Below are 25,693 nucleotides of genomic sequence, written 5' to 3' on the forward strand. Positions count from 1 at the left end.
CGGGCGGGGTCTCGCCGCCAGCAGGGCGGGCCCGAGCCGCCAGCCGGGCGACCCCGGGCCGCCGCCCGAGCGCGCGCCGTCCACCCCGCTCGCCGCCGCTCGCGGGATACTGGAGCGTGCCCACCTACCGAGACGAAGCCGTCGTGCTGCGCACCCACAAGCTGGGTGAGGCCGACCGCATCGTCACGATGCTGAGCCGCCAGCACGGCAAGATCCGCGCGGTGGCGAAGGGCGTGCGCCGCACCGGCAGCCGGTTCGGATCCCGCCTCGAGCCGTTCATGGTCGTCGACGTGCAGCTCTACCAGGGCCGCAGCCTCGACATCGTGCAGCAGGCCGAGTCGCTCGGCGCGTACGGCGAGGACATCGTGAGCGACTACGGCCGGTACACGGCCGCGAGCGTCATGGTCGAGACGGCCGATCGCGTGACGGGCGACGACGGCGGGGGCATCCAGCAGTACCTGCTGCTCGTCGGAGCCCTGCGCTCGCTCTCGCGCGGCGAGCACGACCCGAGCCTCACGCTCGACTCGTACCTGCTGCGGTCGCTCTCGATCGCGGGATGGGCGCCGAGCTTCGGCGACTGCGCCGTCACCGGCGCGCCCGGCCCGCACCGGTCGTTCGTGGTGCAGCTCGGCGGCATGGTCGCCGACGAGGCCGCGCCGCCCGGGGCGCCGAGGGTGAGCCCGCCCGCGCTCGCGCTGCTCTCGGCGCTCATGACCGGCGACTGGGACGTCGCCGACGGCAGCGACGACCGCGCGCGCCAGCAGGCGAGCGGCATCATCGCGGCCTACGCGCAGTTCCACCTGGAGCGGGGTCTGCGCTCGCTGCCCCACGTCGATCGCGATGCGCGCGCGAGCATCCCCGTGCACCCGGCCGACGACCTCGCGATCGGCAGCACCGCGTGAGCGGCGTCGAGCAGGGGGCGGGCGGCGTCGCCCGCCCCGCGACCGGCCGCGAGCGCCGCGCGGCCCGCAGGGCCGAGGCCGCCGAGCCGCTGCGCCCGATCGACTGGACGGGCGAGCATCCCCCCGCCGTGCCCGCCGCCGCGGTGCCGAAGCACGTCGCGATCGTCATGGACGGCAACGGCCGCTGGGCCAATCTGCAGGGCCTCACCCGCATCGAGGGCCACCGCGCCGGCGAGGCGAGCCTGCTCGACGTCGTCGCGGGCGCCATCCAGCTCGGCGTCACCCACCTCAGCGTCTACGCCTTCTCGACCGAGAACTGGAGCCGCAGCCCCGAGGAGGTGCGGTTCCTCATGGGCTTCAACCGCGAGGTGCTGCGCCGCCGCCGCGACCAGCTCGACGCCTGGAACGTGCGCATCCGCTGGTCGGGCCGCCGCCCGCGGCTGTGGCGCAGCGTCGTCTCCGAGCTCGAGGAGGCCGAGCGCCGCACCGCCGGCAACACCGGCCTCACCCTCACGATGTGCGTCAACTACGGCGGCCGCATCGAGCTGGTGGATGCCGTGCGCCGCATCGCGGAGGAGGCCGCGGCCGGCCGCATCGCGCCTGCCCGCATCACCGAGCGCACGATCGGCGCCCACCTCTACGAGCCCGACGCCCCCGACGTGGATCTCTTCGTGCGGTCGAGCGGCGAGCAGCGCACGAGCAACTTCCTGCTCTGGCAGAGCGCCTACGCCGAGATGGTGTTCCTCGACACGCTGTGGCCCGACTTCCGGCGCCGGCACCTGTGGGCGGCGATCGAGTCGTACGCGGGGCGCGACCGGCGCTTCGGCGGAGCGGTGGACAAGCCCGCCGAGCCCGCGCCGGGGGAGTAGCCGCACCCGGCCTCAGTAGACTCGGACTTTGCGCGACCGGCGCCGAGCATCCAGTTCGGCCGACCCCTTTAGGAGACCCACAGTGGCAGCCCCGACCCGACTCGACTCGGTCATCTCCCTCGCCAAGCGGCGCGGATTCGTGTTCCAGGCCGGTGAGATCTACGGCGGGTCGCGCTCCGCGTGGGACTACGGGCCCCTCGGCGTCGAGCTGAAGGAGAACATCAAGCGCCAGTGGTGGCGCACGATGGTGCAGGGCCGCGCCGATGTCGTCGGCCTCGACTCGAGCGTCATCCTGCCGAAGAAGGTCTGGGAGGCCTCCGGCCACGTCGACGTCTTCAGCGACCCCCTCGTCGAGTGCCTGCAGTGCCACAAGCGCTACCGGGCCGACCACCTCGAGGAGGAGTACGAGGAGAAGAAGGGCCGCGCCCCCGAGAACGGCCTCGCCGACATCGTCTGCACGAACTGCGGCACCCGCGGCCAGTGGAGCGAGCCGCGCGAGTTCAGCGGCCTGCTCAAGACCTACCTCGGCCCCGTCGACGACGAATCCGGGATGCACTACCTGCGCCCCGAGACGGCCCAGGGCATCTTCGTGAACTTCGTCAACGTGCTCGGCGCCTCGCGGCAGAAGCCGCCCTTCGGCATCGGGCAGATCGGCAAGTCGTTCCGCAACGAGATCACGCCCGGCAACTTCATCTTCCGCACGCGCGAGTTCGAGCAGATGGAGCTCGAGTTCTTCGTCGAGCCGGGCACGGACGAGGAGTGGCACCAGTACTGGATCGACCTCTCGCAGAAGTGGTACACCGACCTCGGCATCGACCCCGAGAACATCCGGCAGTACGAGCACCCCGCCGAGAAGCTCTCGCACTACTCCAAGCGCACCGTCGACCTCGAGTACCGCTTCGGGTTCACCGGCAGCGAGTGGGGCGAGCTCATGGGCGTCGCCAATCGCACCGACTTCGACCTCGCGACCCACGCGGCCGCCTCGGGCACCGACCTGTCGTACTTCGACCAGGCCAAGAACGAGCGCTGGGTGCCGTACGTCATCGAGCCGGCGTTCGGTCTCACGCGCGCGCTCATGGCGTTCCTGCTCGACGCCTACTACGAGGACGAGGCGCCGAACACGAAGGGCGGCGTCGACAAGCGCACCGTGCTGCGGCTCGACCGCCGTCTCGCCCCCGTCAAGGCCGCGATGCTGCCGCTCTCGCGCAACGAGCAGCTCTCGCCCGTCGCGCGCGAGCTCGCCGCGACGCTGCGCCAGCACTGGAACGTCGACTTCGACGACGCCGGCGCGATCGGTCGCCGCTACCGCCGCCAGGACGAGATCGGCACGCCGTTCGCGATCACGGTCGACTTCGACACCCTCGAGGATCAGGCCGTCACGGTGCGCGAGCGCGACAGCATGGAGCAGCAGCGCATCCCGCTCGCGAAGCTCGAGGCTTTCCTCGCGGCCGAGCTGCTCGGCGCGTAGCGCGGGTCGCGGCGGAGCGTAGGGCGGGTCGCGGCCGGGCGCCGCGTGTCGCCGGTGTGCGCGACACGCCGGTGGATGTTTCCGGGGGATGTCGGCTCAGCGCCGTTATGTGAACAATCCGCGACGAACTGATCGTTCTCGTTGACCGCGGTCGTGCACCTCTGTCAGGGTCGCCCCGTCACCGGGCCGTACTCGCGGATCCACCCGAAAAGGATTCCGCGTCGACGGCGGTCCACCCCGATCCGCGCACCCGAGCGTCGGTGTCATCCTGCTGCCACCCACAGAAGGACCACCCGAATTGCACCCCACCCGAAGCCCGTTCCCCCTGCTCGAAAACGGCGTCATGCCGATGGTCACCATCGGCGAGACGACCATCACGGTGGAGGGGTTGGCGAACTGGTTCGCCACCCTCGCCCCGTACTTCCCGCTCGCCGTCGCCGGCGCGGTCGTCTGGGCCCTCTGGCTCTACCGGTCGATCCTCTCGGCGCGCGTCAAGCCCATCGAGAGCGACTTCCGCACGACGACCTCGGTGATCGTGCCCTCGTTCCACGAGGACCCCGACATCCTGCTCGACTGCCTCGAGACCTGGCGGGCGCAGTCGCCGACCGAGATCATCATCGTGCTCGACGTCGCGGACATCGAGGCCTACGACCGCATCGTCATGCTCGGCGACGAGACGGTGCATCCGATCCTGTTCGAGCACGCCGGCAAGCGCTCGGCGCTCGGCGCCGGCATCCGTCGAGCGAAGGGCGAGATCCTCGTGCTCACCGACTCCGACACCTCCTGGACGCCCGGGCTGCTCGAGAACGTGCAGAAGCCCTTCATCGACCCCACGGTCGGGGGCGTGTCCACCCAGCAGAACGTCTACCAGCGCACGTCGAGCATCTGGCGCCGCGTCGCCGACTGGCTCGTGAACCTGCGTTACTACAATTACGTGCCGGCGATGGGCGCCGCGGGTGCCGTGCCGTGCATCTCCGGTCGCACCGCGGTGTACCGGGCCAGCGCCGTCATGCCGGTGCTCGAGCAGCTCGAGAACGAGTTCTTCCTCGGCCGGCGCTGCATCTCCGGCGACGACGGGCGCCTCACCTGGCTCGTGCTGGCCTCCGGCTACCGCACGGTGCACCAGCGCTCGGCCCGCGCCGTCTCGATGTTCCCCTCCTCCTTCCGCGCCTTCGTGAAGCAGCGGGTGCGCTGGAGCCGCAACTCCTACCGCTGCTACCTCACCGCGATCGCCAAAGGCTGGCTCTGGAAGGTCCCCTTCGTCACGCAGGTGACCGTGCTGCAGATCCTGCTCACGCCCGTCACGATGGGCTTCACGATCGCGTACATCGCCTTCAGCAGGCTCGAGCTCACGACCATCGGCATCTGGGCCGTGGTCGCGTGGATCCTGCTCGGGCGGGGCATCCGGGGCATCTCGCACCTGCGCCGCCACCCGCAGGAGATCCTGCTGCTGCCCGTGATCGTGCTCGTCGTGATCTTCATCGCCCTCCCGATCAAGCTGTACGCCTTCGTGACGATGAACAAGCAGGGCTGGCTCACCCGGCACGCCGACCGCGTCGGCGGCGACGGCCAGACGGCGAAGACGCTGCAGGCGGTGCCCGCGTGAGCGCCGCGCGCGCTGCCGGGCTGCGCGCCCGCAGCACCGCCCTCGCCGCGCTCGTCCTGAGCGCGGGCGTCCTCGCCTCGGTCCTCGGCGCGGCCCCCGCGCCCGCCTCCGCGGCGGCGCAGTCCCCGTCGGTCGACGCGCTCGCCGCCTACGGCGGGGACCCGGAGGCGGAGGCGCGCCTCGTGCTCACCGAGTCGGAGCGCATCACGGGCGTTCAGACCACGCTCACCACGGCGCTGCGGGCCGGCGTCGACCTCTCCCGGCCGTTCCGTCTCGACACCGCGCCGGTGGCGACCCTCGTGCTGACCGAGCGCGACAGCCCGTACTCGCTCGACGAGATCACGCGGCTCTCCCCGCGAACGGCCTCGCGCACCGGCGACGGCACCATCGAGGTGCTCGAGCACATCGTCATCACCCGGGGCGCCGCGGTGGTCATCGCCGCCGTGGACGCGGACGTTGTGCGCCTGCGCTCCGACGCCGCCGGGTTCGTCAGCATCGTCTCGGCGGGCGGCTCGCTGAGCGTGCGCGGCGAGCCCGACCGCCCCGTCCGCATCAGCTCCTGGGATGCCGGGGCGGACGCCGTTGACGCGCTCACGGACGACGGGCGCGCGTACGTCCGCGCCTTCGGCGGTCGCGCCGACATCATCAACGCCGAGCTCTCGGGGCTCGGCTTCTGGAGCGGCACGACCGGCGGGCTCTCCTTCACGGGCACCGAGCTCGCCACCGAGGGCACGAGCGATGCGGCGGCGGGCCAGGCCGCCGCGCTGAGCGACGCCACGGGCGCCGAGGTGCTGCCGCTCGAGAGCGAGCTCGACACGCTCGACTTCGTCGGCGAGGAGCCCGACCTGGGCTACGCCTCCGGCGTCGTGCAGTCGGTGACCCTCGACGGCAACGCGTTCGGGCTGTTCGTCACCTCCTCGACCCAGGTCGAGGTGCGCGACACGCTCATCCGCAACAGCCTCGTCGACGGCATCGTGTTCCACCGCGACGTCAGCAGCAGCGCGATCATCAACACGACGACCTCGGGGAGCGGCCGCGACGGGATCCTCATCGCCCGGTCGACCTCGAGCGTCGTGCTCGACCGCATCACCGCCAACGGCAACGGCCGCAACGGCATCACGCTCGACGGCGGATCGATCGTCGACGGACCGAGCGCGATCGGCCTGCCCGTGCGCGTCTCCGGCGACAACGCGGTGACGCAGAGCACCCTCACCGACAACGGTCGGGCCGGCATCGCCGTGACCGACGGCCTCGACATCGAGCTGCGCGGCAACACGCTCGCCGGCAACGACCTCGGCATCGTCGTCAGCGAGGGCGCCTCGCGCGTCACCATCGTGGGCAACGAGCTGACCGATCACCCGCGGCAGGCCATCAGCGTGCGCGACGCGGGCACCAGCATCATCATCCGGGACAACACGATCGACGGCGCGACCACCGGCATCATGGTGCGGGAGTCGGTCACCGCCATCGAGGACAACCGCATCGCGGGCGTCTCCGTGCACGGCGTGACGCTCATCGGCGACACGGGCAACTCGGTCGTCGTCGACAACCGCATCGCCGGAGCGGGCCCCTCGCCCGTCGACGTGATCCGCACCTCCGGCACCGCGGTGCGCGCCAACGACGTCTCCGACTGGCGCAGCACCAAGCCGCTCTCCGTCGTGCTGGCGAGCATGTTCCAGCCGCTGACGATCCTCTGGATCGCGATCGGGATCTTCGTGCTCGTCGGGCTCGTCGCCGGCCGGCGCCTGCGGGCGAAGGGCATCCACGACCCCTTCGCCGACCGCGCACCGCTCACGAGCATGACCCGCGGCATCGTGCCGCGGGAGACGGTGGGGGCCTCATGACCGAGCAGACCGGCAGCAGCGATCCGGGCAGCGCGCCCGGGGCGCCCACGCGCCGCCGGGGGATGCTCCGCCGGCCGATCGTCATCGGCGGCGTGATCCTGGCGCTCCTCGCCGGGACGGTCGGAGCGGGCATCGCGGCGCTCGTCACCGCACGCGGCGGCGAGCCGTCCGTCGGCGCCTACTCGACGCCGTCGCCGCGCCCGGAGACGACCCCGGGAGCGCCGGGGCCGGAGGCCGAGGAGGAGCCCGCGCCCGCTCCGGCCGGCGGCCCGGCGGCGGAGTGCCCGGCGGCGACGGTCACCGTCAGCACGGCGGAGGAGCTCGAGGAGGCCCTGGCCGACGCGCGGCCCGGGACGAGCATCCAGCTCACCGCGGGGGAGTACGTCGGCGAGTTCGTCGCGGCGACCCCCGGCACGCCGGACGAGCCGATCAGCCTGTGCGGACCCCGTGACGCCGTGCTCGACGGCGACGGCATCGAGGGGGGCTACGTGCTGCACCTCGACGGCGCCGATCACTGGCTCGTCGCCGGCTTCACCGTGCGCAACGGGCAGAAGGGCGTCATGGCCGACGGCGTCACCGGCGTCAGGATCGAGGGCCTCGAGGTGACCCGCATCGGCGACGAGGCGATCCACCTGCGGCAGTACAGCACCGACAACGCCGTCATCGGCAACACCATCAGCGACACCGGCAACCGTCGGGACAAGTTCGGCGAGGGCGTCTACATCGGCACGGCCGAGAGCAACTGGTGCGACATCACCGAGTGCGAGCCCGACCGATCCGACCGCAACCTCGTCGAGGGCAACACCATCTTCGCGACCTCGGCCGAGGCCGTCGACATCAAGGAGGGCACCTCGGGCGGCATCGTCCGCGGCAACACCTTCGACGGCAGCGAGATCACCGGCGCCGACTCCTGGGTCGACGTCAAGGGCAACGACTGGCTCATCGAGGGCAACTCCGGGGTCAACAGCCCCATGGACGGGTACCAGACGCACGAGATCATCGACGGCTGGGGCACCCGCAACGTCTTCCGCGCCAACGCCGCCGATGTGAACGGCCCCGGCTTCGGCTACTCCCTGACCCCGGAACGCGACAACGTCGTCGAATGCTCCAACACGGCTTCTCGAGCGGGAGAGGGGACGAGCAACACCGACTGCGCATCCCGCTGAGCAGGTGCGCGACCCGAACGCGCGCAGCAGCACCGCACCACCCCGGCAGGCCTCGAGCACCCCTCGCGGCGTCTACGCTCCGCACCACCGCATCCCGGCACCCCCACGGCCGCCCGAGCCGGCACCACACCCCTACCCGACACCCGCCTCGTCCGAGGCTCTCCCGACCCAGGAGGAACCCCATGCACACCGAGCACACCCCCGCACGACGCCCCCGCCTCACCGTCATCGGCACCGGATACCTCGGAGCGACCCATGCGATCTGCATGGCGACGCTCGGCTTCGAGGTGCTCGGCGTCGACGTCTCCGAGGAGAAGATCGACGCGCTCGCGAACGGCCGCGTGCCGTTCTTCGAGCCCGGCCTTCCCGAGAAGCTGCGGGATGCCCTCGACTCTGGCCTGCTGCGCTTCACCACCTCGTTCGACGAGGCGGCCGCCTTCGGTGACGTGCACTTCGTGTGCGTCGGCACCCCGCAGAAGGCCGGCTCGGCCGCGGCCGACATGCAGTACGTCGAGTCCGCCTTCAGCGAGCTCGCCCGCCGCATCGACCGTCCCGCGCTCATCGTCGGCAAGTCGACGGTGCCCATCGGCACGGCCGCGCGCATGGCCGAGCTGGTCGCCCGTCTCTCGCCCGCCGGATCGGCCGTCGAGGTCGCCTGGAACCCGGAGTTCCTGCGCGAGGGCTTCGCCGTCGAGGACACCCTGCACCCGGATCGCCTGGTGTTCGGCGTCAGCTCGGCGACGGCGGAAGCATCCCTTCGCGAGGTCTTCGCGCCCATCCTCGCCGTGGGCACGCCGCTCGTGGTCGCCGACACCGCCACGGCGGAGCTCGTCAAGGCGGCGGCCAACTCGTTCCTGGCCACCAAGATCTCATACATCAACGCGATGGCGGAGATCTGCGAGACGACCGGGGCCGACGTCACGCTGCTCGCCGAGGCGCTCGGCTACGACGACCGCATCGGCTCGCGGTTCCTCAAGCCCGGGCTCGGCTTCGGCGGCGGCTGCCTGCCGAAGGATATCCGCGCCTTCCGCTACCGCGCGGAGGAGCTCGGGGTCGGGCAGGCCGTCGCCTTCCTCGACGAGGTCGACCAGATCAACCTGCGCCGGCGCTCCCGCACGGTCGACCTCGTCCGCGAGCTCGCGGGCGGATCGCTCGACGGGGTCCGCGTCGCCGCCCTGGGCGCCGCGTTCAAGCCGAACTCCGACGACGTGCGCGACGCGCCGGCCCTGGACGTCGCGCGCATGCTCTACCTGGAGGGCGCGAGCGTCGCGGTCTACGACCCGGAGGCGAGCGCCAACGCGCACCGGGTCTACCCCGACCTCGACTACGCCGACATCCTCGGCGACGCACTCAACGGCGCCGACGTCGTGGTGCTCCTGACGGAGTGGGACGAGTTCCGCGAGATGAGCCCGGTCTCGGCGGCGGCGCTCGTCACCCACCGGCGCATGGTCGACGGCCGCCACGCGCTCGACGCGGCGGCCTACCGCGCCGCCGGCTGGGAGTACCGCGCGCTCGGGCGGCCCAGCGTGCCCACCGCGGTGCCGTCCTACCAGCCCGCGGGCTAGCGACCCGCGCACCGACCTGTCGGGTCGCCGTCTACGGGTGGACGGTGACCCGGCAGCCCACGGGTTCCCCGGGGCGGCCCACCCCCCAATGCCGCCCCGGGGAGTCCCCGCGCGCCGCGCGGGCCGTGCCCGCCCCGCGCGCCCCGCCCGCCGCCCCCTCGTCCGCGCGCCCCGACCCCGCGTCGACAACTCAGGAGTTCTCCACTCGTAACTCCTTTTCGGCCCCTCATGCCGTCCCCGCCGCGCCCGCGCTCCTGAGTTGTCGACGGAGGCGCGGTCCACCGCTCCTCCCCAGCGGCACGAGGGACGCCACACCCGGGGGATCGACCCTCAGCCCGGAGGCGAGGCGCGTCGTCGCGCGACGATGCGGCGGTGCACGACTTGCTCACGACGATCGCCGAGGCCGGGGGAGCCGCCGGCCGCCGGTATCTCAATGCACACGGCTTCCCCGACCGGATGCTCCGCGACGCCCTCCGGAACGGTGCGCTGCGGCGGCCGCGGCGCGGCTGGTACAGCGTCTGGGCGCGGGACGACCCCCGGTTCCGCGCCGTGCGCGTCGGCGGCAGACTGACCGGTCTCGCGGCCGTGCGCGCGCTGGGCGGATGGGTGCTGCACGATCCGCCGCTGCAGGTCGCCGTGCCGAGGAACGCCGCGCGCCTGCGGGATCCTGAGCGTCGGGGCGGGTTCCGCTCGCGGCGCCGAGGCGCTCGTCTGCTGTGGCGCTCCGAGCGTCACGATGCGGACACCACGACGGGCATCGTCCCCGTCCTCGAGGCGCTCGAGGTCGTCATCCGCACGGCGCCACTCGAGGACGCCATCGCGGCGCTCGACTGGGCGTGCCGCACCGGAGCCGTCGATGCCGATGGCCTTCGCGAGCTCGCGTCCAGCATCCCCCGGCACCGACGCCCGGTGCTGGCCGCGGTCGATCCGCGCTGCGACTCGCTTCCCGAGAGTCTCGTCCGCACGCGGCTCGCCGCGCTCGGACTCGACGTACGCAGCCAGGTGCCGGTCGTCGGCGCGAGCCCGATCGACCTGGTGGTTGAGGGGACCGTCGCCATCGAGGTCGACGGCGACGCCTTCCACCGGGACCGCTTCGAGGGCGATCGGGCCAAGGATCTCGCCATCACCGTCGCGGGCATGCACGCGCTGCGACCCAGCGCCCGGCAGGTGTTCCACGACTGGGGCGTCGTCCGCGCCGCGGTTCTCCGCGCTCTGCGCGAGCGCGGTCTCGGCGGCTCGCTCACGGCGATCCCACCGCCGGGCCGGCGGAATACTCCGCGGCGCCGAGCGTTGCCCTCTGCATGACCGCTCCCATCAGTGTGCAGATCTTCTCCGACGTGCAGTGCCCGTGGTGCTACATCGGCAAGCGCAAGTTCGAGGCCGCCGTCGCCGAGTTCGACGGCGACGTGGACATCGTCTACCGCTCCTTCGAGCTCGCGCCCGACACTCCCGTCGACTACGAGGGATCCACCGTCGACTACCTGAGCGAGCGCAAGGGCATGCCCCTCGAGCAGGTGCATCAGATGCTCGACCGGGTGACGCAGATCGCCTCGAGCGTCGGCCTCGACTACGACTTCGAGCACGTGCACCAGACGAACACAGTGCTCGCCCACGAGCTGCTGCACTTCGCGAAGGCGCATGGGCGGCAGCTCGAGCTCAAGGAGCGCCTGCTGCGCGCCTACTTCGTCGAGGGCCGGCACGTCGGCCGGGCCGAGGACCTCGCCGACCTCGCCGCCGACGTCGGCCTCGATCGGGATGCTGCTGCCGAGTCGCTCGCCGACCACCGCCACCTCGCCGACGTCAAGGCCGACATGGCGCAGGCGGTCGCGTACGGCATCCAGGGCGTGCCGTTTTTCGTGATCGACGATCGCTACGGCATCTCCGGTGCGCAGGAGCCCGCCGCGTTCCTCGGAGCGCTGCAGCAGGCGGCGGCGGATCGCGCTGCCGCGACCGCGGAGGCGTCGGCGTGACCGCGCCGGGCGACGTCCCCGACGCGGCCGCCCCGGGCTCGCGCGACGCCGGCACCGACACGGACGCGACTGAGCAGGCACCGGCCGTCGTCGCATCCTTCACCATGCTCGGCTCGCCCGACGCCGCGGCGTGCGAGGGCGACGTCTGCGCGGTCCCGCTGCGGGACTAGCTGTACCCGGTCAGCACGTTGGTGACACAAGGCAGAGGAGAAGGCCTTCATTCTGGGTGGTGTCTAAACGCCCTGAAGAGGAAGGCCTTCTCGTGGTCCACCGTAACGCTCCCCTTGCTCCCGCCGGCCGACTGATCCTGGTCCGACGGGTGCTGTCCGGCCGGCCTGTCTCGCATGTCGCGAAAGAGCTCGGAGTATCACGCCAGTGCGCTCACCGCTGGGTGACCCGCTTCCGCGAGCACGGAATCCGCGCGCTGGAGGACCGCTCCTCCAGGCCGCACCGCTCACCCACCACCACCTCCCCGCAGCTGGCCGCAGCGCTGATCGCGTCCCGGGAACACGACAGGCTCGGCCGCGATGAGCTCGCCCGACGCTTCGCGGTGAGCCCTTCGACCGCGTCCCGGTTGATCGCCCGGGCCGGCTTGCCTGCCCTGCATGAGTTGGACCCGGTCACCGGGACTCGCATCCGTCAAGGCCGCCGGACCCGTCTTCGATACGAGCGCGAGCAGCCGGGTGATCTGATCCATATCGACGTGAAGAAGCTCGGCCGCATCCCTGACGGCGGCGGATGGCGCCTGAACGGTCTGGGAACGATCGAGCACAACATCGGCCGGAAACGATCCGTGAGGCTCGGCTTCGACTACGTCCACGTCGCGGTCGATGACCACTCCCGGCTCGCGTTCGCGCAGGTGCTGCCGGACGAAAAGGGCGAAACCTGCGCGGCGTTCCTCGCCAACGCTGCTGCGTTCTTCACCGGACACGGGATCAGGATCCGGCAGGTCATGACCGACAACGCCTTGAACTACCGAAACTCCGCAGCCTTCCGAAGCGTTATGGAGTCGTTAGCGGCCACCCACGTGCTCACGAGACCGTATTCGCCCTGGCAGAACGGGAAAGCCGAACGCTTCAATCGCACCCTCCAGGAGGGGTGGGCATATCGACACGCGTTCACCTCGAACCAGGAACGCGCCAACGCCCTCGCGCCCTGGCTTGACCACTACAACTACGATCGACCCCACACCGCCTGCAAAGACCTGCCACCGATCAGTCGAGTGTCACCAACCTCATGACCGAGTACAACTAGCCCTGCCGCGGCTCTCCACTCCGCGAACGTCTGAGCCCCGGCGTGGGCTCGACTCGGATCTGCTTCGGCGCGCCCCTCGCGGTCGGGCCGTCCGCCGTGTCGACAACTCAGGACTTCGTGTCCAGGACGCGCCGTGCTCGGACCCAGAGCGGACGCTCGACGAGCAGGTTCCTGAGTTGTCGACAGGGGCGCTGGTCGCCGGGCGTCTTCGGGAGAGCGAGCGGGTGCGGGCGGGCACGGCACGCAGGTGCGAGAGGGCGGGCACGGCGAGCGGGCAGGCCCGCGCGGCCGAGCGCGCCGCGCGCGGCTACGCCGGCTCGGTGATCGCGCCGACGGTCGCCGCGAACGACGCGAGCAGGGCATCCCCGTCGACGAGCGCACTGCGGCCGGGGGCTCCGGCGCCGAGGGCGATGCGGCGCCCCCGGATGCGCTCGTCGGCGATCACGGGCCAGTCGCCGAGCGCGCCGAGCGGCGTGATCGTGCCGCGGGCGTAGCCGGTGGCCGCGAGGGCCTGCTCCGCGTCGGGCAGCTGCAGCCGGTTGACGCCGACGAGCGCGCGCAGCGGGGCCCAGGCGATGCGCCGGTCTCCCGGCACGAGCACGAGCAGGTAGCGGTCGTCGGAGCGCTTCACCACGAGCGTCTTCACGAGCGAGGCGACGTCGACGCCGATGAGCGCCGCGGCCTCCTCGATCGAGCGCGCCTCCGCCCGTTCGACGATCTGCACGTCGAGCCCGCGCGCGGCGGCATCGGCGAGCACGCGATCGGTCCCGTTCGGCGCGGTGGTCATGGTGCAGTGCAACGCGAGCGGCGCCCGGCTATTCCGGCGACGATGCGGATGCCCCCGCCGGGTGATGGGAGGATAGGAGCACCATGCCCTCCGCCCTCGACACCGCCGCGCCCGGCAGCGCCGCGCCGCCCACAGCCTCCGCGCCCGGCCCCGCCGCTCCGGGGGGCACCGCCGCGCCCGCGCTGACGATCGGCCCGCTCCCGCTCAGCGTGCCCGTCGTGCTCGCGCCGATGGCCGGCATCACGAACACCGCCTTCCGCCGCCTGTGCCGCGAGTACGGCGCGGGCCTGTACGTGAGCGAGATGATCACGAGCCGTGCGCTCGTCGAGCGCACCCCCGAGAGCATGCGCCTCATCAAGCACCACGAGAGCGAGACGACGCGCAGCATCCAGCTCTACAGCGTCGACCCCGTCACGGCGGGGGAGGCCGCGGCGTTCCTCGTCGGCGAGGGCCTCGCCGACCACATCGACATGAACTTCGGCTGCCCCGTGCCGAAGGTGACCCGCAAGGGCGGCGGGGCGGCGCTGCCGTGGAAGCTCGAGCACTTCCGCCGCATCGTGGAGGCCACCGTGAAGGCCGCGGGGAGCATCCCGGTGACGGTGAAGATGCGCAAGGGCATCGACGCCGACCACCTCACCTACCTGGAGGCCGCGAAGGCGGCGGAGGGCGCGGGCGTCGCCGCCATCGCGCTGCACGCCCGCACGGCGGCCGAGTTCTACAGCGGGAATGCCGACTGGGATGCGATCGGCACCCTCAAGCAGTCCGTCTCGAGCGTGCCGGTGCTCGGCAACGGCGACATCTGGAGCGCGGAGGACGCGCTGCGCATGGTCGAGCAGTCGGGTTGCGACGGCATCGTCGTCGGCCGGGGCTGCCTGGGCCGCCCGTGGCTGTTCGGCGACCTCGCCTCGGCGTTCACCGGCGGGGGCCTCAAGATCCAGCCCGGGCTCGGCGAGGTGGGCGACGCCTTCCGCCGGCACGCCGAGCTGCTCGTCGACTTCTACGACGGCGACGAGCCGCGGGCCTGCCGCGACATCCGCAAGCACGTGGCCTGGTACTTCAAGGGCTACCCCGTCGGCGGCGAGCTGCGGGCGCGGCTCGCGAGCGTCGAGAGCCTCGCGCAGATGGACGACCTGCTCGGCGAGCTCGACCGCGATCAGCCCTACCCGGGCGCTCCGGCCGAGGGCCAGCGCGGCCGCGCGGGCACGCCGAAGAAGCCGTCCCTTCCCCAGAACTGGCTCGCGAGCCGCGAGCTCGACGAGGCGAACCGCGCCGAGGTCACCGCGGCCGAACTGCACCACAGCGGAGGCTGAGCGACGTGCTGACCGATGTCATGACCCCGGGCTACCTGCCCGAGGACGCCGAGCGCTGGATGCCCGAGCAGCACTCGACGCGCCGCAGCGACTTCGCCCGCGACCGGGGCCGACTGCTGCACTCGAGCGCGCTGCGCCGCCTCGCCGCGAAGACGCAGGTGCTGAGCCCGACGGCGGGGCTGGATTTCGCCCGCAACCGCCTGACGCACTCGCTCGAGGTCGCCCAGGTCGGCCGCGAGCTCGCCGCGAGCCTCGGGCTCGACCCCGACGTCGTCGACACCGCCTGCCTCGCGCACGACCTCGGCCACCCGCCCTTCGGTCACAACGGCGAGCGGGCGCTCAACGACTGGGCGAGCGACGTCGGCGGCTTCGAGGGCAACGCGCAGACGCTGCGCCTGCTCACGCGCATCGAGCCGAAGGTCTTCGGCGCCGACGGCCGCAGCTACGGGCTCAACCTCACGCGGGCGAGCCTCGACGCGAGCTGCAAGTACCCGTGGCCGCAGGCGCAGGGCATTCCCGATCCGAGCGGGCGCAGCAAGTTCGGCTTCTACGACGACGACGCCGACGCCTTCGAATGGCTGCGCGCCGGGGCCCCCGATCGGCAGCGGTGCATCGAGGCCCAGGTGATGGATCTCAGCGACGACATCGGCTACAGCGTGCACGACTTCGAGGACGCCGTGGTGAGCGGCTACCTCGACGTGCCCGCCCTGAGCGCCCGGGTCGATCACGACGCCCTGGTGGACTCGATGTTCGAGTGGATCGGCGGCGAGATCAGCCACGACGAGCTCATCGCCGCCTTCGACCGGCTCGACCACCTCGACTTCTGGATCGACACCTGGGACGGCTCGCGCCGCGACCTCGCCCGCCTGAAGAACCTCACGAGCCAGCTCATCGGCCGCTTCGCCCACGAGGCCGTGCACGCGACCCGCGCCGCCTATCCCCGGCAGAGCCTCGCCCGCTTCGGCGCCGACGTCATCGTGCCCCGTGAGACGGCCGCCGAGATCGCGGTGCTCAAGGGCATCGTCGCCGCGAACGTCATGTCGACGAACAGCCGCCAGCCGATCTACGCGCGGCAGCGCTCGCTGCTGACCGAGCTCGCCGACGCGCTCTGGCAGGCGGGGGATGCGCAGCTCGACCCCGGCTTCACCGACGACTTCCGTGCCGCTCCGAACGATGCGGCCCGGCGCCGGGTCATCGTCGACCAGGTCGCGAGCCTCACCGACCAGTCGGCGATGGCCTGGCACGAGCGCGTGGTGCGCTGAGGCCCGCGGCGGGCATCCATTCGACCGGCTCTAGAATCGCTGCGTGGCGGGCCTGATCAAGCGGAGCGATATCGACGAGGTCCGGTCGCGCACGAACATCGGCGAGGTCGTGGGCGAGTACGTCACGCTGAAGCGCGCGGGCGTCGGCTCGCTCTCGGGGCTCTGCCCCTTCCACGACGAGCGCAGCCCGAGCTTCCACGTGCGGCCGCAGGTCGGCTTCTACCACTGCTTCGGCTGCGGCGAGGGCGGCGACGTCTTCACCTTCCTGCAGAAGATGGATCACGTCACCTTCAGCGAGGCGGTCGAGCGGCTCGCCCAGCGCCTCAACTTCACCCTCAGCTACGAGGACGGCGGCCCCGCCCGCGAGGAGCAGGGCAACCGCCGGCGCATCCTCGCCGCGAACGAGGCGGCGGAGGCGTTCTTCCGCGAGCAGCTCGGCACCGCGGCCGCCGAGCCGGCGCGCCGCTTCCTGGGGGAGCGCGGCTTCGACCCGGCCTCGGCCGACCGCTTCTCGATCGGTTTCGCCCCGCAGTCGTTCGACGCGCTGCGCACCCACCTGACGGGCCGCGGCTTCAGCACCGAGGAGCTGCTCGCCGCGGGGCTGCTGAGCCAGGGCGACCGCAGCCCCTACGACCGGTTCCGCGGGCGCCTGCTCTGGCCGATCAAGGACGTCACCGGCCAGACGCTCGGCTTCGGCGCGCGCCGCCTGCTCGATGACGACAAGGGCCCGAAGTACCTCAACACCCCCGAGACGCCGGTGTACCACAAGGCCCAGGTGCTCTACGGGCTCGACCTCGCCAAGCGCGACATCGCTAGGGCCAAGCAGGTCGTCGTCGTCGAGGGCTACACCGACGTCATGGCCTGCCACCTCGCGGGCGTCACGACCGCCGTCGCCACCTGCGGCACCTCCTTCGGCGTCGACCACATCAAGGTGATCCGGCGCGTGATGGGCGATACGGCGAATGCCGACACGACCCAGCTCGGCGAGGTCGTCTTCACCTTCGACCCCGACGAGGCGGGCCAGAAAGCCGCGAGCCGCGCCTTCGCCGAGGAGTCGCGGTTCGCCGCCCAGACCTTCGTCGCCGTCGCCCCCGACGGGCTGGACCCGTGCGACCTGCGCCTGGCGCGCGGCGACGACGCGGTCAGGATGCTCGTCTCGGGCCGCAAGCCGATGTACGAGTTCATGATCCGCCGGCAGCTGGAGCAGTTCGACCTCGAGACGGTCGAGGGGCGGGTCGGCGCGCTCCGGGCCGCCGCGCCCGTCGTCGCCGGCATCCGCGATCGCTCGATGCAGTCCGGCTACGGCCGCACCCTCGCCGGCTGGATCGGGCTCGACCCGCAGGAGGTCTCGCGCGCGGTGCAGTCGGCCCGCTCCGCCGCCGCGAGCAAGCCGGCGGAGACGACGCGCTCCCGCGAGGGCCAGCGGCCGTCGGCGCAGGATGCCCGGCCCGACGCGCCCGGATCCGCGACCCCGACCGCCGAGCCCGCCGCCCCCTCGATGAGCATCGACCAGCTGCCCACCGACCCGGTCACGCGCCTGGAGCGGGAGCTGCTCATGGCGGTGCTGCAGCATCCCGGCGAGGTCGACCGCGAGGTGGCTGCGCGGGCGCTCGCGACGACCTTCACCCAGCCCGCGCTCGCGACGGTGCGCGACGCGCTCGTCGCCGCCTTCGAGCACTACGGCACGCCGCAGTGGGTCGCCCGGGCCGCCGACGAGGCCCCCGGCGTCTTCGCCGCCCTCGTCACCCAGCTCGCGATCGCGCCGCTGCCGATCCGCGACGACCAGGTGCGGGAGTACTGCCGCGGGCTGACGACGAGCCTCATCGGCCGCGACCTGCTGCGGCGCAAGAGCGAGCTGCTCGGGGCCCTGCAGCGCACCTCCTCGACGGAGGATCCGGAGCGCTACCGCTCGCTGCAGCGGCAGCTGGTCGACACCGAGGCCGAGCGCCGCCGCGTCCTCGGGGACTGATTCTCGAACGTTGCCCGAGAGCCCCCGGCGCGCCGCGGCGGAGCGGTTGTAGAGTCGTCATCAGATCCGGCCAGGGCCGCGGGATCGCCGCTCCCCGCCCCTCTCTCACCGCATCGGCACCGCCCGCCGTCGGGAAGGACGCTCCACCATGACCGCCCTCGCACCCCGCGCCGCCATCGGCGCCGACGAGGGCGACGGGGCGGCCGTGCTCGTGGACGACCTCTCGGCGCGCTACCGATCGGGCACCGGGCGGGGTCACGCGATCGCGCTCACCGGCATCTCGTTGAGCATCCCCGTCGGGGGCACCCTCGCCGTCGTGGGCGAGGCCGGCAGCGGCAAGAGCACGCTCGCCCGGGCCGTCGCGGGGCTCACCGACCGCAGTCGGGAGGGCGGTCCGCAGATCTCCGGCGGCGGGCTGCGCGTGCTCGGCATCGACGTGCGGCACCTGCGCCCGCGCGAGTCGGACGAGCTCGCGCTGCGCGTCGGCTACCTGCCGCAGGACATCTCGCACGTGCTCGACCCGCACCTCACCGCGGGCGAGAACGTCGCCGTTCCGCTGTACGAGCGCAACGCCAAGCTCACCCGGCGCACCGCGGGCGGCATCGTGGCCGAGGCGATCGACGCGATGCACCTCACCCTCGCGACGATCCCGAAGTACCCGCACGAGCTCAGCCGCGGCCAGCGGCAGCGCGTCGCGCTCGCCCGCGCCCTCGTGCTCGACCCCGACCTCCTCGTCGCCGACGAGCCGACCAGCGGCGTCGACGCCACCGTGCGCTCGAGCATCCTCGACCACCTCGCCGAGGTGCAGCGGCGCCGCGGCTTCACCGCCTTCGTCGTCTCGAGCGAGATCGGCGAGGTGCGCCGGCTGTCGGATCGACTCGCGGTGCTGCACCGTGGCACGATCGTGGGGATGGGATCGGTCGACGAGGTGCTCGCCGCGCCGACCCACCCGTACGTGGAGCGGCTCGCGGCGCTCGGCCGCCGCTGAGGCGCCCGACCTCGAGCTCGGCCGTGCGGCTGCGGCGCGCGTGCGCGGCGGCGACGCGGCGCGCCCGGCGCGCTCCGACCCCCGACCCGACCCCGAGAGGCCCGACGTGGACGAGCAGCAGCGGCAGGACCGGATGAGCGGCGCGGCCGCGGGCGCGCCCGCGCGCTCGCTCGTGCCCGAGGGCGGGGTCGGGCATCCCGATCAGCACCGCGACCCCGTCGCCGGCACCGCGCGGGCCCCCGAGGGCCGGCCGCGCCCCGAGCCCGGACCGATCGCCGTGCTGCCGCGCCCCACGGCGCTCTTCGTCGACGCGGCCGCGGCCGGCGGTGCCGAGATCACCGAGCTGGATGCCCGTACCCGAGGCCTCATCTGGCTGAGCGAGCAGCGCGCGGAGGAGCTCGGCGAGATCCTCGAGCAGTACCCCGGCATCGGCTGGGTGCAGCTGCCCTGGGCCGGCGTCGACGGCTTCGCGAGCGTGCTGCCGCGCTACGCGGACGGCGGCGGGCCGGTGTTCACGAGCGCGAAGGGGGCGTACAGCGAGCCCGTCGCCGAGCACGCCCTCGCCCTGCTGCACGCCGTCATGCGCGAGCTCGGCCCCAAGGCCCGCGCCGCCCGCTGGGCGCCGGTGCGCACGGGTCTGTCGCTCTACGGGGCGCACGTCGTGATCGTCGGGGCCGGCGGCATCGCGGCCGAGCTGCTGCGGCTGCTGGCGCCGTGGCGCGTGCGGGTGACGGTCGTGCGCCGCACGGCCGAGCCGATGCCCGGGGCCGATCGCACGGTCAGCGCGGCCGAGCTGCACGCCGTGCTGCCCGACGCCGACGCCCTCGTGCTCGCGGCCGCCTCGACGACGGCGAGCCGGCACCTCATCGGCGCGCCGGAGCTCGCGCTGCTGCCCGCGCGCGCCGCGATCGTCAACATCGCCCGCGGCGCGCTCATCGACACGGATGCCCTCACCGCCGCCCTGCGCGAGAAGCGCATCCTCGGCGCGGGCCTCGACGTGACCGATCCCGAGCCCCTGCCCGACGAGCACCCGCTGTGGCGGGAGCCGCGCTGCATCATCACCTCCCACTCGGCCGACACCCCCGAGATGACGGCGCCGCTGCTCGCGCGGCGCATCACCGAGAACGTGCGCGGGTTCCTCGGCGACGGCCGATTCGTGGGGCTCGTCGACCCGGCGGCGGGGTACTGAGCCGCGTCGGGGGAGCGCCCGGCGGGCATCCCGCGTGCAGTGCGCACCGCGGAGTTCTGATAGCGTTGACGAGCTGTTCGCAGCGATCCTCGATAGCTCAATTGGCAGAGCAGCCGGCTGTTAACCGGCAGGTTCTTGGTTCGAGTCCAAGTCGGGGAGCCAGTGGTCCACCACCGCCCCTCATCACCGTTCCGCCCCTGATCGGCCGCGCATGCCGCGGCGGGCAGGGGCGGCGGTGCGTCCGGACGGCATCGGCGCGGAAGGAGCCCCAGTGATCGCGTGGATGCTCGAGGCGGGCCCCGATCTGGTGCTCGTCATCACGGTGGCCGCCGCGGTGCTGCTCATGCTGGTGGTCGTGCTGCTCGTCGCGTGGCTGCGCGCACGCTCGCGCGCCGCCTCCCGCGAGCGCGACCGCGCCGCCGCCGAGCAGACCCGCGTCGAGGCGGAGTTCGCCGCCGCCGATCAGCGCAACCGGCTGCGCATCATCCGCGAGCTGCACGAGGTCGCGGCGCACTCGCTGTCGGTGGTCATCAGCCAGGCCGACGGCGCGCGCTACGCCGCCGAGCGCGACCCCTCCGCCGCGGCGCGCTCGGCCGCGGTCATCGCGGAGACGACCCGGTCGACGCTCGCCGACCTGCGCCGCATCATGTCGCTCGTCGGCGAGGGGGAGTCGCGCGCCGTCGCGCCGCGCCTCGACACGACCCACGAGCTCTTCGCCATCATGCGCGACCAGGGGCTCGTCATCACGGTCGAGGAGTTCGGATCGGCCTTCGATCTCAAGCCCGGCGCCGAGATCGCCGTGTACCGCATCGTGCAGGAGGCGCTCGCGAACGCCCTGGCCTTCGGGGGGCGCGGTACCGAGGTGCGCGTCACGCTCACCTGGTCGGGGGAGGGCCTGCAGCTGCGCGTCGAGGACGACGGCATCCGGGCGCGGGCGGCGGGGGAGGACGAGCCCGGCCGCGTGACGATCGCCGAGGACATGGCCGCGCTCACCGCCACCGTCACGGGCCGCGGCATCGCCGAGATGCGCGCCCGGGCCGAGCTGTACGGCGGCATCCTCAGCGCGACGACCCAGCCCGCCGTCGGCTTCACGCTCTCGGTCGTCTTCCCCTCGCTGCGGCACCACAACGGCGTGCACGGGGTGGATCTGAGGCGCTCGTGAACGGCCCGCGGGCCTCGCGCCATCCCGCGCCGCGCTCGGCGCCCGCTCCCGGCGTCGCCGAGGCTCGCCGGGCGTCGTGGGCGGTCGGCCTGGCCGTCGCGGCCTACGGCGTCTCGTTCGGCGCGCTCGCGGTGGCCTCGGGGCTCGACGTCTGGCAGGCCTGCGTGCTCTCGCTCGTGATGTTCTCGGGCGGATCGCAGTTCGCGCTCATCGGTGTGCTCGCCTCGGGCGGCGCGGCGGCCGGCCCCGCCGCGATCGCCGGCGCCGCCCTGCTCGGTCTGCGCAACGGCCTGTACGCCATCCGCGTCTCACCGATCGTCGGCGCGGGCTTCTGGCGCCGCCTGCTCGCCGGGCACCTGACGATCGACGAGTCGACCGCGGTCGCCACCGCGCAGGCCACGCCCGAGGGCCAGCGCGCCGGCTTCTGGTGGACGGGCTGGATCATCTTCCTCGGCTGGAACCTCATGACCCTGCTCGGCGCCCTCCTCGGCGACCTGCTCGGCGACGTCAGCGCCTACGGGCTCGATGCCGCCGCCGCGGCCGCGTTCCTCGGCCTGGTCTGGCCGCGCCTGCGGGCGCTGCAGCCCGTCGCGGTCGCCGTGGGGGCCGCGGTCGTCGCGGCGGCGACCATCCCCGTGCTGCCCGCGGGGGTGCCGGTCATCCTCGCGGCACTGGTCGCGGTCGTCGTGGGCCCGCTCGACCTGCTCGGGCGGCCGGTCGCCGCCCCGATCGAGCACCACGCCGACGTCCCGCCCGCGCCCGACGCCGGGGAGGCCGACCGATGACCCTCTGGCAGATCATCCTGCTCGCCTCGATCGCCGTGCTCGCGCTGAAGCTGCTCGGCTACCTCGTGCCGCCCTCGGTGCTCGAGAAGCCCGCCGCCGGGCGCACCGCGCAGCTCACCACCGTGGCTCTGCTCGCGGCGCTCATCGTCGTGCAGACGGTCTCGACCGGTCAGAGCCTGGTGCTGGATGCCCGGCTCCCCGCCGTCGTCGTCGCGGCCGCGCTGCTCGCCCTGCGGGCGCCCTTCATCCTCGTGATCCTCGCGGCGGCGCTCACCGCGGCGGCGCTGCGCGCGCTCGGCTGGGCCGCCTGACCACTCCGCCCGCCCACGCCTGGCCCGCGGTCCGTCGACAACTCAGGAGATCCGCCGCCGCCGTGGCCGCTGCGTCCCGGATCGAGCCTGCGAACGCGCACGGTTCCTGAGTTGTCGACATCGGCGGCCGCCGACGACGCCGCGCACCGCGGCGCGGGACGCGCCGGGAGGCGCGCAGCACGGAGCGGGCGGCGCGCAGCGGTCGGCGAGGCCTCAGTCGTCGAGGTGGTCGCGCCCCGGCAGCCAGCTCGCGCCCGGGGAGCCCCAGGAGTTGCGGCGCACCGCCTTGGCCGCGGCCTTGCCGTAGGGGTGGGCGAGGCGGTCGACGTAGAGCACGCCGTCGAGGTGGTCGTACTCGTGCTGGAAGATGCGCGCCAGCCAGCCGCGCGCGTCGATCTCGAAGGGCGCGCCGTCGAGGTCGACGGCCCGCAGCAGCGCGCGCTCGGCGCGGCGCAGCGGGAACCGCTCGCCCGGCACCGAGAGGCAGCCCTCGGCCTCGAGATCCTCGTCGAGCTCGTCCAGCTCGAGCGGGCTGATGAGCAGCTCCGGGTTGATGGCGACGCCCTGCCAGCGCACGTCGTCCTCGTCCGTCCAGTCGTAGACGAACAGCCGCAGCGGAACCCCGACCTGAGGCCCGGCGAGGCCGACCCCGGGGGCCGCGGTCATCGTGGCGACCATGTCGTCGACGAGCGCGCGCAGGGCGTCGTCGAACTCGGTGACCGGTTCGGCGCGGGTGTGGAGCACCGGCTCACCGGTGATGCGAATGGGGAGCACGGCCATTCGCCAAGGATATCCGCGCGGGGGCCGCTAGATTGTCCGCGTGCTGGGGACCGGGATCGAGGAATTGACGGAGGAGTTCTTCCGATCGCCGACCCTCGGCTTCGGCATCCCGCTCGCGCTCGTCGGTGCGGTCTTCCTCTCCCTCGGCGCGCAGTTCCAGAGCCAGGGCGTCACGAAGGTCGAGGCGCGGCTCGGCGATGGGGCGCGCGCCGGCCTCAGCCCGCGGCAGCTGATGCACCTGCTCGGCCGTCCCTCGTGGGTGCTCGGCACCGTGATGCTCGGGCTCGCGATCCTCTTCCAGCTCACCTCGCTCGGCTTCGCGCCGCTCATCGTGGTGCAGCCGATCGGCGTCGTGGCGCTCGTCATCACCGCGATCCTCAACGCGCGCATCTCGCGGATCCGGCTCGATCGCAAGGCGATCACCGCGATCGGGATGAGCGTCGGCGGGGTGGCGGTGTTCGTCATCGTCGCGGCCACCTTCGCGGTCGAGAAGCGCATCAACGAGCAGCAGCTGCTCACGGTGCTCGGCATCCTCGCGGTGGTCACAGCGGCATTCGGCGTCCTGTTCGCCCGCTACCGGCGCCGCGCGGGCGCGATGTTCTACATCGTCGGGGCGGGCATCCTGTTCGGTTTCGTCGCAACCCTCGCGAAGGTCATCATCAGCCGCATCTCGAGCGGCGATTTCGACGTGCTGACGGTCATCGGCCTAGTCGCGCTGCTCGCCTCGGCCGCGCTGGGCAGCTACTTCGTTCAGACCGCGTACTCCGTGGGCTCGCCCGACCTCGTCATCGCGGGGCTCACGGTGATCGATCCGCTCGTCGCGGTGCTCATCGGCGTGCTCGTGCTCGGCGAGGCCGTGTTCATCCCGCTGCCCGCCGCGCTGCTTTGCGGCGTCGCCGGCGTCGTCGCGATCATCGGCGTCGTGCGGCTCGCGAAGCACCATCCGCAGACCCACCGCTGAGCGCCGCCGTCCCGGGCGCGCTCTGCGGTACCGTTATCGCGTAGCCGACCGAGTGCCGGAATCGGCCCCCCACCTCCCCCTACGTCAAGGACCCTCGAGTTGACGGACGCCCCGCATCAGCCCGGCTCCACCGCCCGCCCCCTGCGCATCCTCATCGGCGGTGACACCTTCGCCCCCGACGTCAACGGCGCCGCCAAGTTCGCCGAGCGCCTCGCCGGTGGTCTCGTCGAGCGCGGCCACGAGGTGCACGTCGTCGCCCCGCGCCCCGAGGGCGGGCCGAACGTCACGCGCGTCGAGGAGCACGAGGGTCAGCGCATGACGGTGCACCGCCTGCGCTCGTGGCGCTGGCACCCGCACCCCTGGCTGCGCTACGCCCTGCCGTGGCGCATCGAGCAGAACGCCGCTCGCATCCTCGACGAGGTGCGGCCCGACGTCGTGCACTTCCAGTCGCACATCGTCGTCGGGCGCGGTCTCGCCCGGCAGGCGGCGAAGCGCGGCATCCGCATCGTCGGCACCAACCACTTCATGCCCGACAACGCGATGCAGTTCACGCCGTTCATCGGCGGTCTGAAGGACAGCGCGATCTCCGCGATGTGGAAGGCCGCCGGGCGCACCTTCGGCCTCGCCGCCGAGGTCACCACGCCGACCCGCAAGGCGGCCGACTACCTCGAGAAGTACACCGAGCTGCGCGGCGTGCGGGCGATCAGCTGCGGCCTGCACATCGACAACTACACCCCCTCGATGCAGCCGCGCGACGAGAACGTCGTGCTGTTCCTCGGCCGGGTCGAGGCCGAGAAGCACATCGACGAGATGCTGCGCGCGGTCGCCCGCCTCGACGCCGCCCTCGCCGTGCAGGTCGAGATCATCGGCGACGGCGAGCAGCGCCCCGCGCTCGAGCGGCTCGCACGCGAGCTCGGCATCGCCGACCGCGTGCACTTCGCCGGCTACGCGCCCGAGGAGTACCTCACGCAGCAGCTCACGCGTGCGACGGTCTTCGCGATGCCGTCGATCGCCGAGCTGCAGTCCATCGCGACGATGGAGGCCATGGCGAGCGGCCTGCCCGTCGTCGGCGCCAACGCGATGGCCCTGCCGCACCTCATCCACGACGGCGAGAACGGGTTCCTGTACGAGCCGGGCGACATCGACGGCTTCGCCGAGCGCCTGAACCGCATCCTCACGATGCCGCACGACGAGCTGCTCGTGCTCAAGCGCGAGAGCCTCGCGATCGTCGAGGCGCACGACATCAACCGCACGCTCGACACCTTCGAGGCGCTGTACCGGGGCGAGCAGGTCGACGACACCGTGGTCGACGGCGTGGGCACCACGAGCCACTGAGGCGGCCGCACCTTCGGCACGCCGATGCCGCTGACGAGCGGGGCGGATGCCGCTGCCGCGGCCGCGCGCTCGGTAGAGTGTGAGCGGGCGCGCCGCCGCGGGCCCCACGGGGCGGTAGCTCAGCTGGTCAGAGCAGCGGACTCATAATCCGTCGGTCACGGGTTCAAGTCCCGTCCGCCCTACGCTCACCGTCGCGCCGCCGAGGAGGTC

At 72.8% G+C, this 25,693-nt stretch carries 23 protein-coding genes and 2 tRNA genes; 23 read left to right on the forward strand and 2 right to left on the reverse strand.

Annotation, left to right across the window (positions count from 1 at the left end):
- Nucleotides 1-116: 116 nt before the first annotated feature.
- The 11 genes from recO (at nt 117) to HGB54_RS05965 (ending at nt 12,630) form a co-directional block, all read left to right on the forward strand.
- Nucleotides 117-902 carry a DNA repair protein RecO gene (gene recO / locus HGB54_RS05915; RefSeq protein WP_168915622.1) on the forward strand — a complete coding sequence of 262 codons (786 nt, stop codon included), beginning with the start codon at nt 117-119 and terminating at the stop codon, nt 900-902.
- Nucleotides 903-991: 89 nt separating this feature from the next.
- A complete protein-coding gene (locus HGB54_RS05920) occupies nt 992-1,771 on the forward strand; it encodes an isoprenyl transferase (RefSeq protein ID WP_228546002.1) in 780 nt (259 codons plus the stop codon).
- A gap of 82 nt (nt 1,772-1,853) precedes the next feature.
- A complete protein-coding gene (locus HGB54_RS05925) occupies nt 1,854-3,239 on the forward strand; it encodes a glycine--tRNA ligase (RefSeq protein WP_168915624.1) in 1,386 nt (461 codons plus the stop codon).
- A gap of 343 nt (nt 3,240-3,582) precedes the next feature.
- Complete coding sequence (locus HGB54_RS05930) at nt 3,583-4,845, forward strand: glycosyltransferase (RefSeq protein ID WP_228545982.1); 1,263 nt, start codon at nt 3,583-3,585, stop codon at nt 4,843-4,845.
- Complete coding sequence (locus tag HGB54_RS05935) at nt 4,842-6,689, forward strand: right-handed parallel beta-helix repeat-containing protein (RefSeq protein WP_168915625.1); 1,848 nt, start codon at nt 4,842-4,844, stop codon at nt 6,687-6,689. Before HGB54_RS05930 ends, HGB54_RS05935 begins: the two co-directional genes overlap by 4 nt.
- Nucleotides 6,686-7,855, forward strand: a complete 1,170-nt coding sequence (locus HGB54_RS05940) for a right-handed parallel beta-helix repeat-containing protein (RefSeq protein ID WP_228545983.1) — start codon at nt 6,686-6,688, stop codon at nt 7,853-7,855. Before HGB54_RS05935 ends, HGB54_RS05940 begins: the two co-directional genes overlap by 4 nt.
- 182 nt (nt 7,856-8,037) lie before the next feature.
- Nucleotides 8,038-9,420: a UDP-glucose dehydrogenase family protein gene (locus HGB54_RS05945; RefSeq protein ID WP_168915626.1), complete on the forward strand. Its 1,383-nt coding sequence runs from the start codon at nt 8,038-8,040 to the stop codon at nt 9,418-9,420.
- 372 nt (nt 9,421-9,792) lie between these two features.
- Nucleotides 9,793-10,725, forward strand: a complete 933-nt coding sequence (locus tag HGB54_RS05950) for an endonuclease domain-containing protein (RefSeq protein WP_168915627.1) — start codon at nt 9,793-9,795, stop codon at nt 10,723-10,725.
- Entirely contained in the window at nt 10,722-11,390 is a 669-nt protein-coding gene (locus HGB54_RS05955) for a DsbA family oxidoreductase (protein WP_168915628.1), read from the forward strand. Before HGB54_RS05950 ends, HGB54_RS05955 begins: the two co-directional genes overlap by 4 nt.
- Nucleotides 11,387-11,560, forward strand: coding sequence for a hypothetical protein (locus HGB54_RS05960; RefSeq protein WP_168915629.1), 174 nt, complete (start codon nt 11,387-11,389; stop codon nt 11,558-11,560). The genes HGB54_RS05955 and HGB54_RS05960 overlap by 4 nt, the downstream gene beginning before the upstream one ends.
- Before the next feature lie 92 nt (nt 11,561-11,652).
- Entirely contained in the window at nt 11,653-12,630 is a 978-nt protein-coding gene (locus tag HGB54_RS05965; RefSeq protein WP_168915630.1) for an IS481 family transposase, read from the forward strand.
- Between the two features lie 321 nt (nt 12,631-12,951).
- Here the strand turns inward: HGB54_RS05965 and HGB54_RS05970 are convergent, their stop codons facing one another.
- On the reverse strand, nt 12,952-13,431 hold the full coding sequence (locus HGB54_RS05970) for an aminoacyl-tRNA deacylase (RefSeq protein ID WP_168915631.1): 480 nt from the start codon (nt 13,429-13,431) through the stop codon (nt 12,952-12,954).
- Between the two features lie 83 nt (nt 13,432-13,514).
- Between HGB54_RS05970 and dusB the strand changes: the two genes are divergently transcribed.
- From dusB to HGB54_RS06015, 9 genes are all read left to right on the forward strand, one after another.
- Nucleotides 13,515-14,741 (forward strand): tRNA dihydrouridine synthase DusB, encoded by a 1,227-nt coding sequence (gene dusB / locus HGB54_RS05975; RefSeq protein WP_168915632.1) that lies wholly within the window; start codon nt 13,515-13,517, stop codon nt 14,739-14,741.
- Between the two features lie 20 nt (nt 14,742-14,761).
- Nucleotides 14,762-16,003 carry a deoxyguanosinetriphosphate triphosphohydrolase gene (locus tag HGB54_RS05980; protein ID WP_168916850.1) on the forward strand — a complete coding sequence of 414 codons (1,242 nt, stop codon included), beginning with the start codon at nt 14,762-14,764 and terminating at the stop codon, nt 16,001-16,003.
- Nucleotides 16,004-16,046: 43 nt separating this feature from the next.
- Nucleotides 16,047-17,972 (forward strand): DNA primase, encoded by a 1,926-nt coding sequence (gene dnaG, locus HGB54_RS05985; protein WP_168915633.1) that lies wholly within the window; start codon nt 16,047-16,049, stop codon nt 17,970-17,972.
- Nucleotides 17,973-18,120: 148 nt separating this feature from the next.
- Nucleotides 18,121-18,960 (forward strand): ATP-binding cassette domain-containing protein, encoded by an 840-nt coding sequence (locus HGB54_RS05990; RefSeq protein WP_168915634.1) that lies wholly within the window; start codon nt 18,121-18,123, stop codon nt 18,958-18,960.
- 106 nt (nt 18,961-19,066) lie between these two features.
- On the forward strand, nt 19,067-20,149 hold the full coding sequence (locus HGB54_RS05995) for an NAD(P)-dependent oxidoreductase (protein ID WP_228545984.1): 1,083 nt from the start codon (nt 19,067-19,069) through the stop codon (nt 20,147-20,149).
- A gap of 86 nt (nt 20,150-20,235) precedes the next feature.
- A tRNA-Asn gene (locus tag HGB54_RS06000) sits at nt 20,236-20,311 on the forward strand.
- 109 nt (nt 20,312-20,420) lie between these two features.
- Nucleotides 20,421-21,311 (forward strand): sensor histidine kinase, encoded by an 891-nt coding sequence (locus HGB54_RS06005; RefSeq protein ID WP_168915635.1) that lies wholly within the window; start codon nt 20,421-20,423, stop codon nt 21,309-21,311.
- Nucleotides 21,308-22,096 (forward strand): AzlC family ABC transporter permease, encoded by a 789-nt coding sequence (locus HGB54_RS06010; protein ID WP_168915636.1) that lies wholly within the window; start codon nt 21,308-21,310, stop codon nt 22,094-22,096. Before HGB54_RS06005 ends, HGB54_RS06010 begins: the two co-directional genes overlap by 4 nt.
- On the forward strand, nt 22,093-22,407 hold the full coding sequence (locus HGB54_RS06015) for an AzlD domain-containing protein (protein ID WP_168915637.1): 315 nt from the start codon (nt 22,093-22,095) through the stop codon (nt 22,405-22,407). Before HGB54_RS06010 ends, HGB54_RS06015 begins: the two co-directional genes overlap by 4 nt.
- Before the next feature lie 213 nt (nt 22,408-22,620).
- Here the strand turns inward: HGB54_RS06015 and def are convergent, their stop codons facing one another.
- Nucleotides 22,621-23,187 carry a peptide deformylase gene (gene def, locus HGB54_RS06020; protein WP_168915638.1) on the reverse strand — a complete coding sequence of 189 codons (567 nt, stop codon included), beginning with the start codon at nt 23,185-23,187 and terminating at the stop codon, nt 22,621-22,623.
- A gap of 40 nt (nt 23,188-23,227) precedes the next feature.
- Here def and HGB54_RS06025 point away from each other — a divergent pair, with 40 nt between their 5' ends.
- The 3 genes from HGB54_RS06025 to HGB54_RS06035 all read left to right on the forward strand — a co-directional run bounded on the left by HGB54_RS06025 (nt 23,228) and on the right by HGB54_RS06035 (nt 25,665).
- Nucleotides 23,228-24,148 carry a DMT family transporter gene (locus tag HGB54_RS06025; RefSeq protein ID WP_228545985.1) on the forward strand — a complete coding sequence of 307 codons (921 nt, stop codon included), beginning with the start codon at nt 23,228-23,230 and terminating at the stop codon, nt 24,146-24,148.
- A gap of 99 nt (nt 24,149-24,247) precedes the next feature.
- Entirely contained in the window at nt 24,248-25,483 is a 1,236-nt protein-coding gene (locus HGB54_RS06030) for a glycosyltransferase (protein WP_228545986.1), read from the forward strand.
- A gap of 108 nt (nt 25,484-25,591) precedes the next feature.
- Nucleotides 25,592-25,665, forward strand: a tRNA-Ile gene (locus tag HGB54_RS06035).
- Nucleotides 25,666-25,693: the final 28 nt, after the last annotated feature.

It is taken from the genome of Microcella flavibacter (genome assembly GCF_012530535.1).
GTDB classification, from domain to species: Bacteria; Actinomycetota; Actinomycetes; order Actinomycetales; family Microbacteriaceae; genus Microcella; species Microcella flavibacter.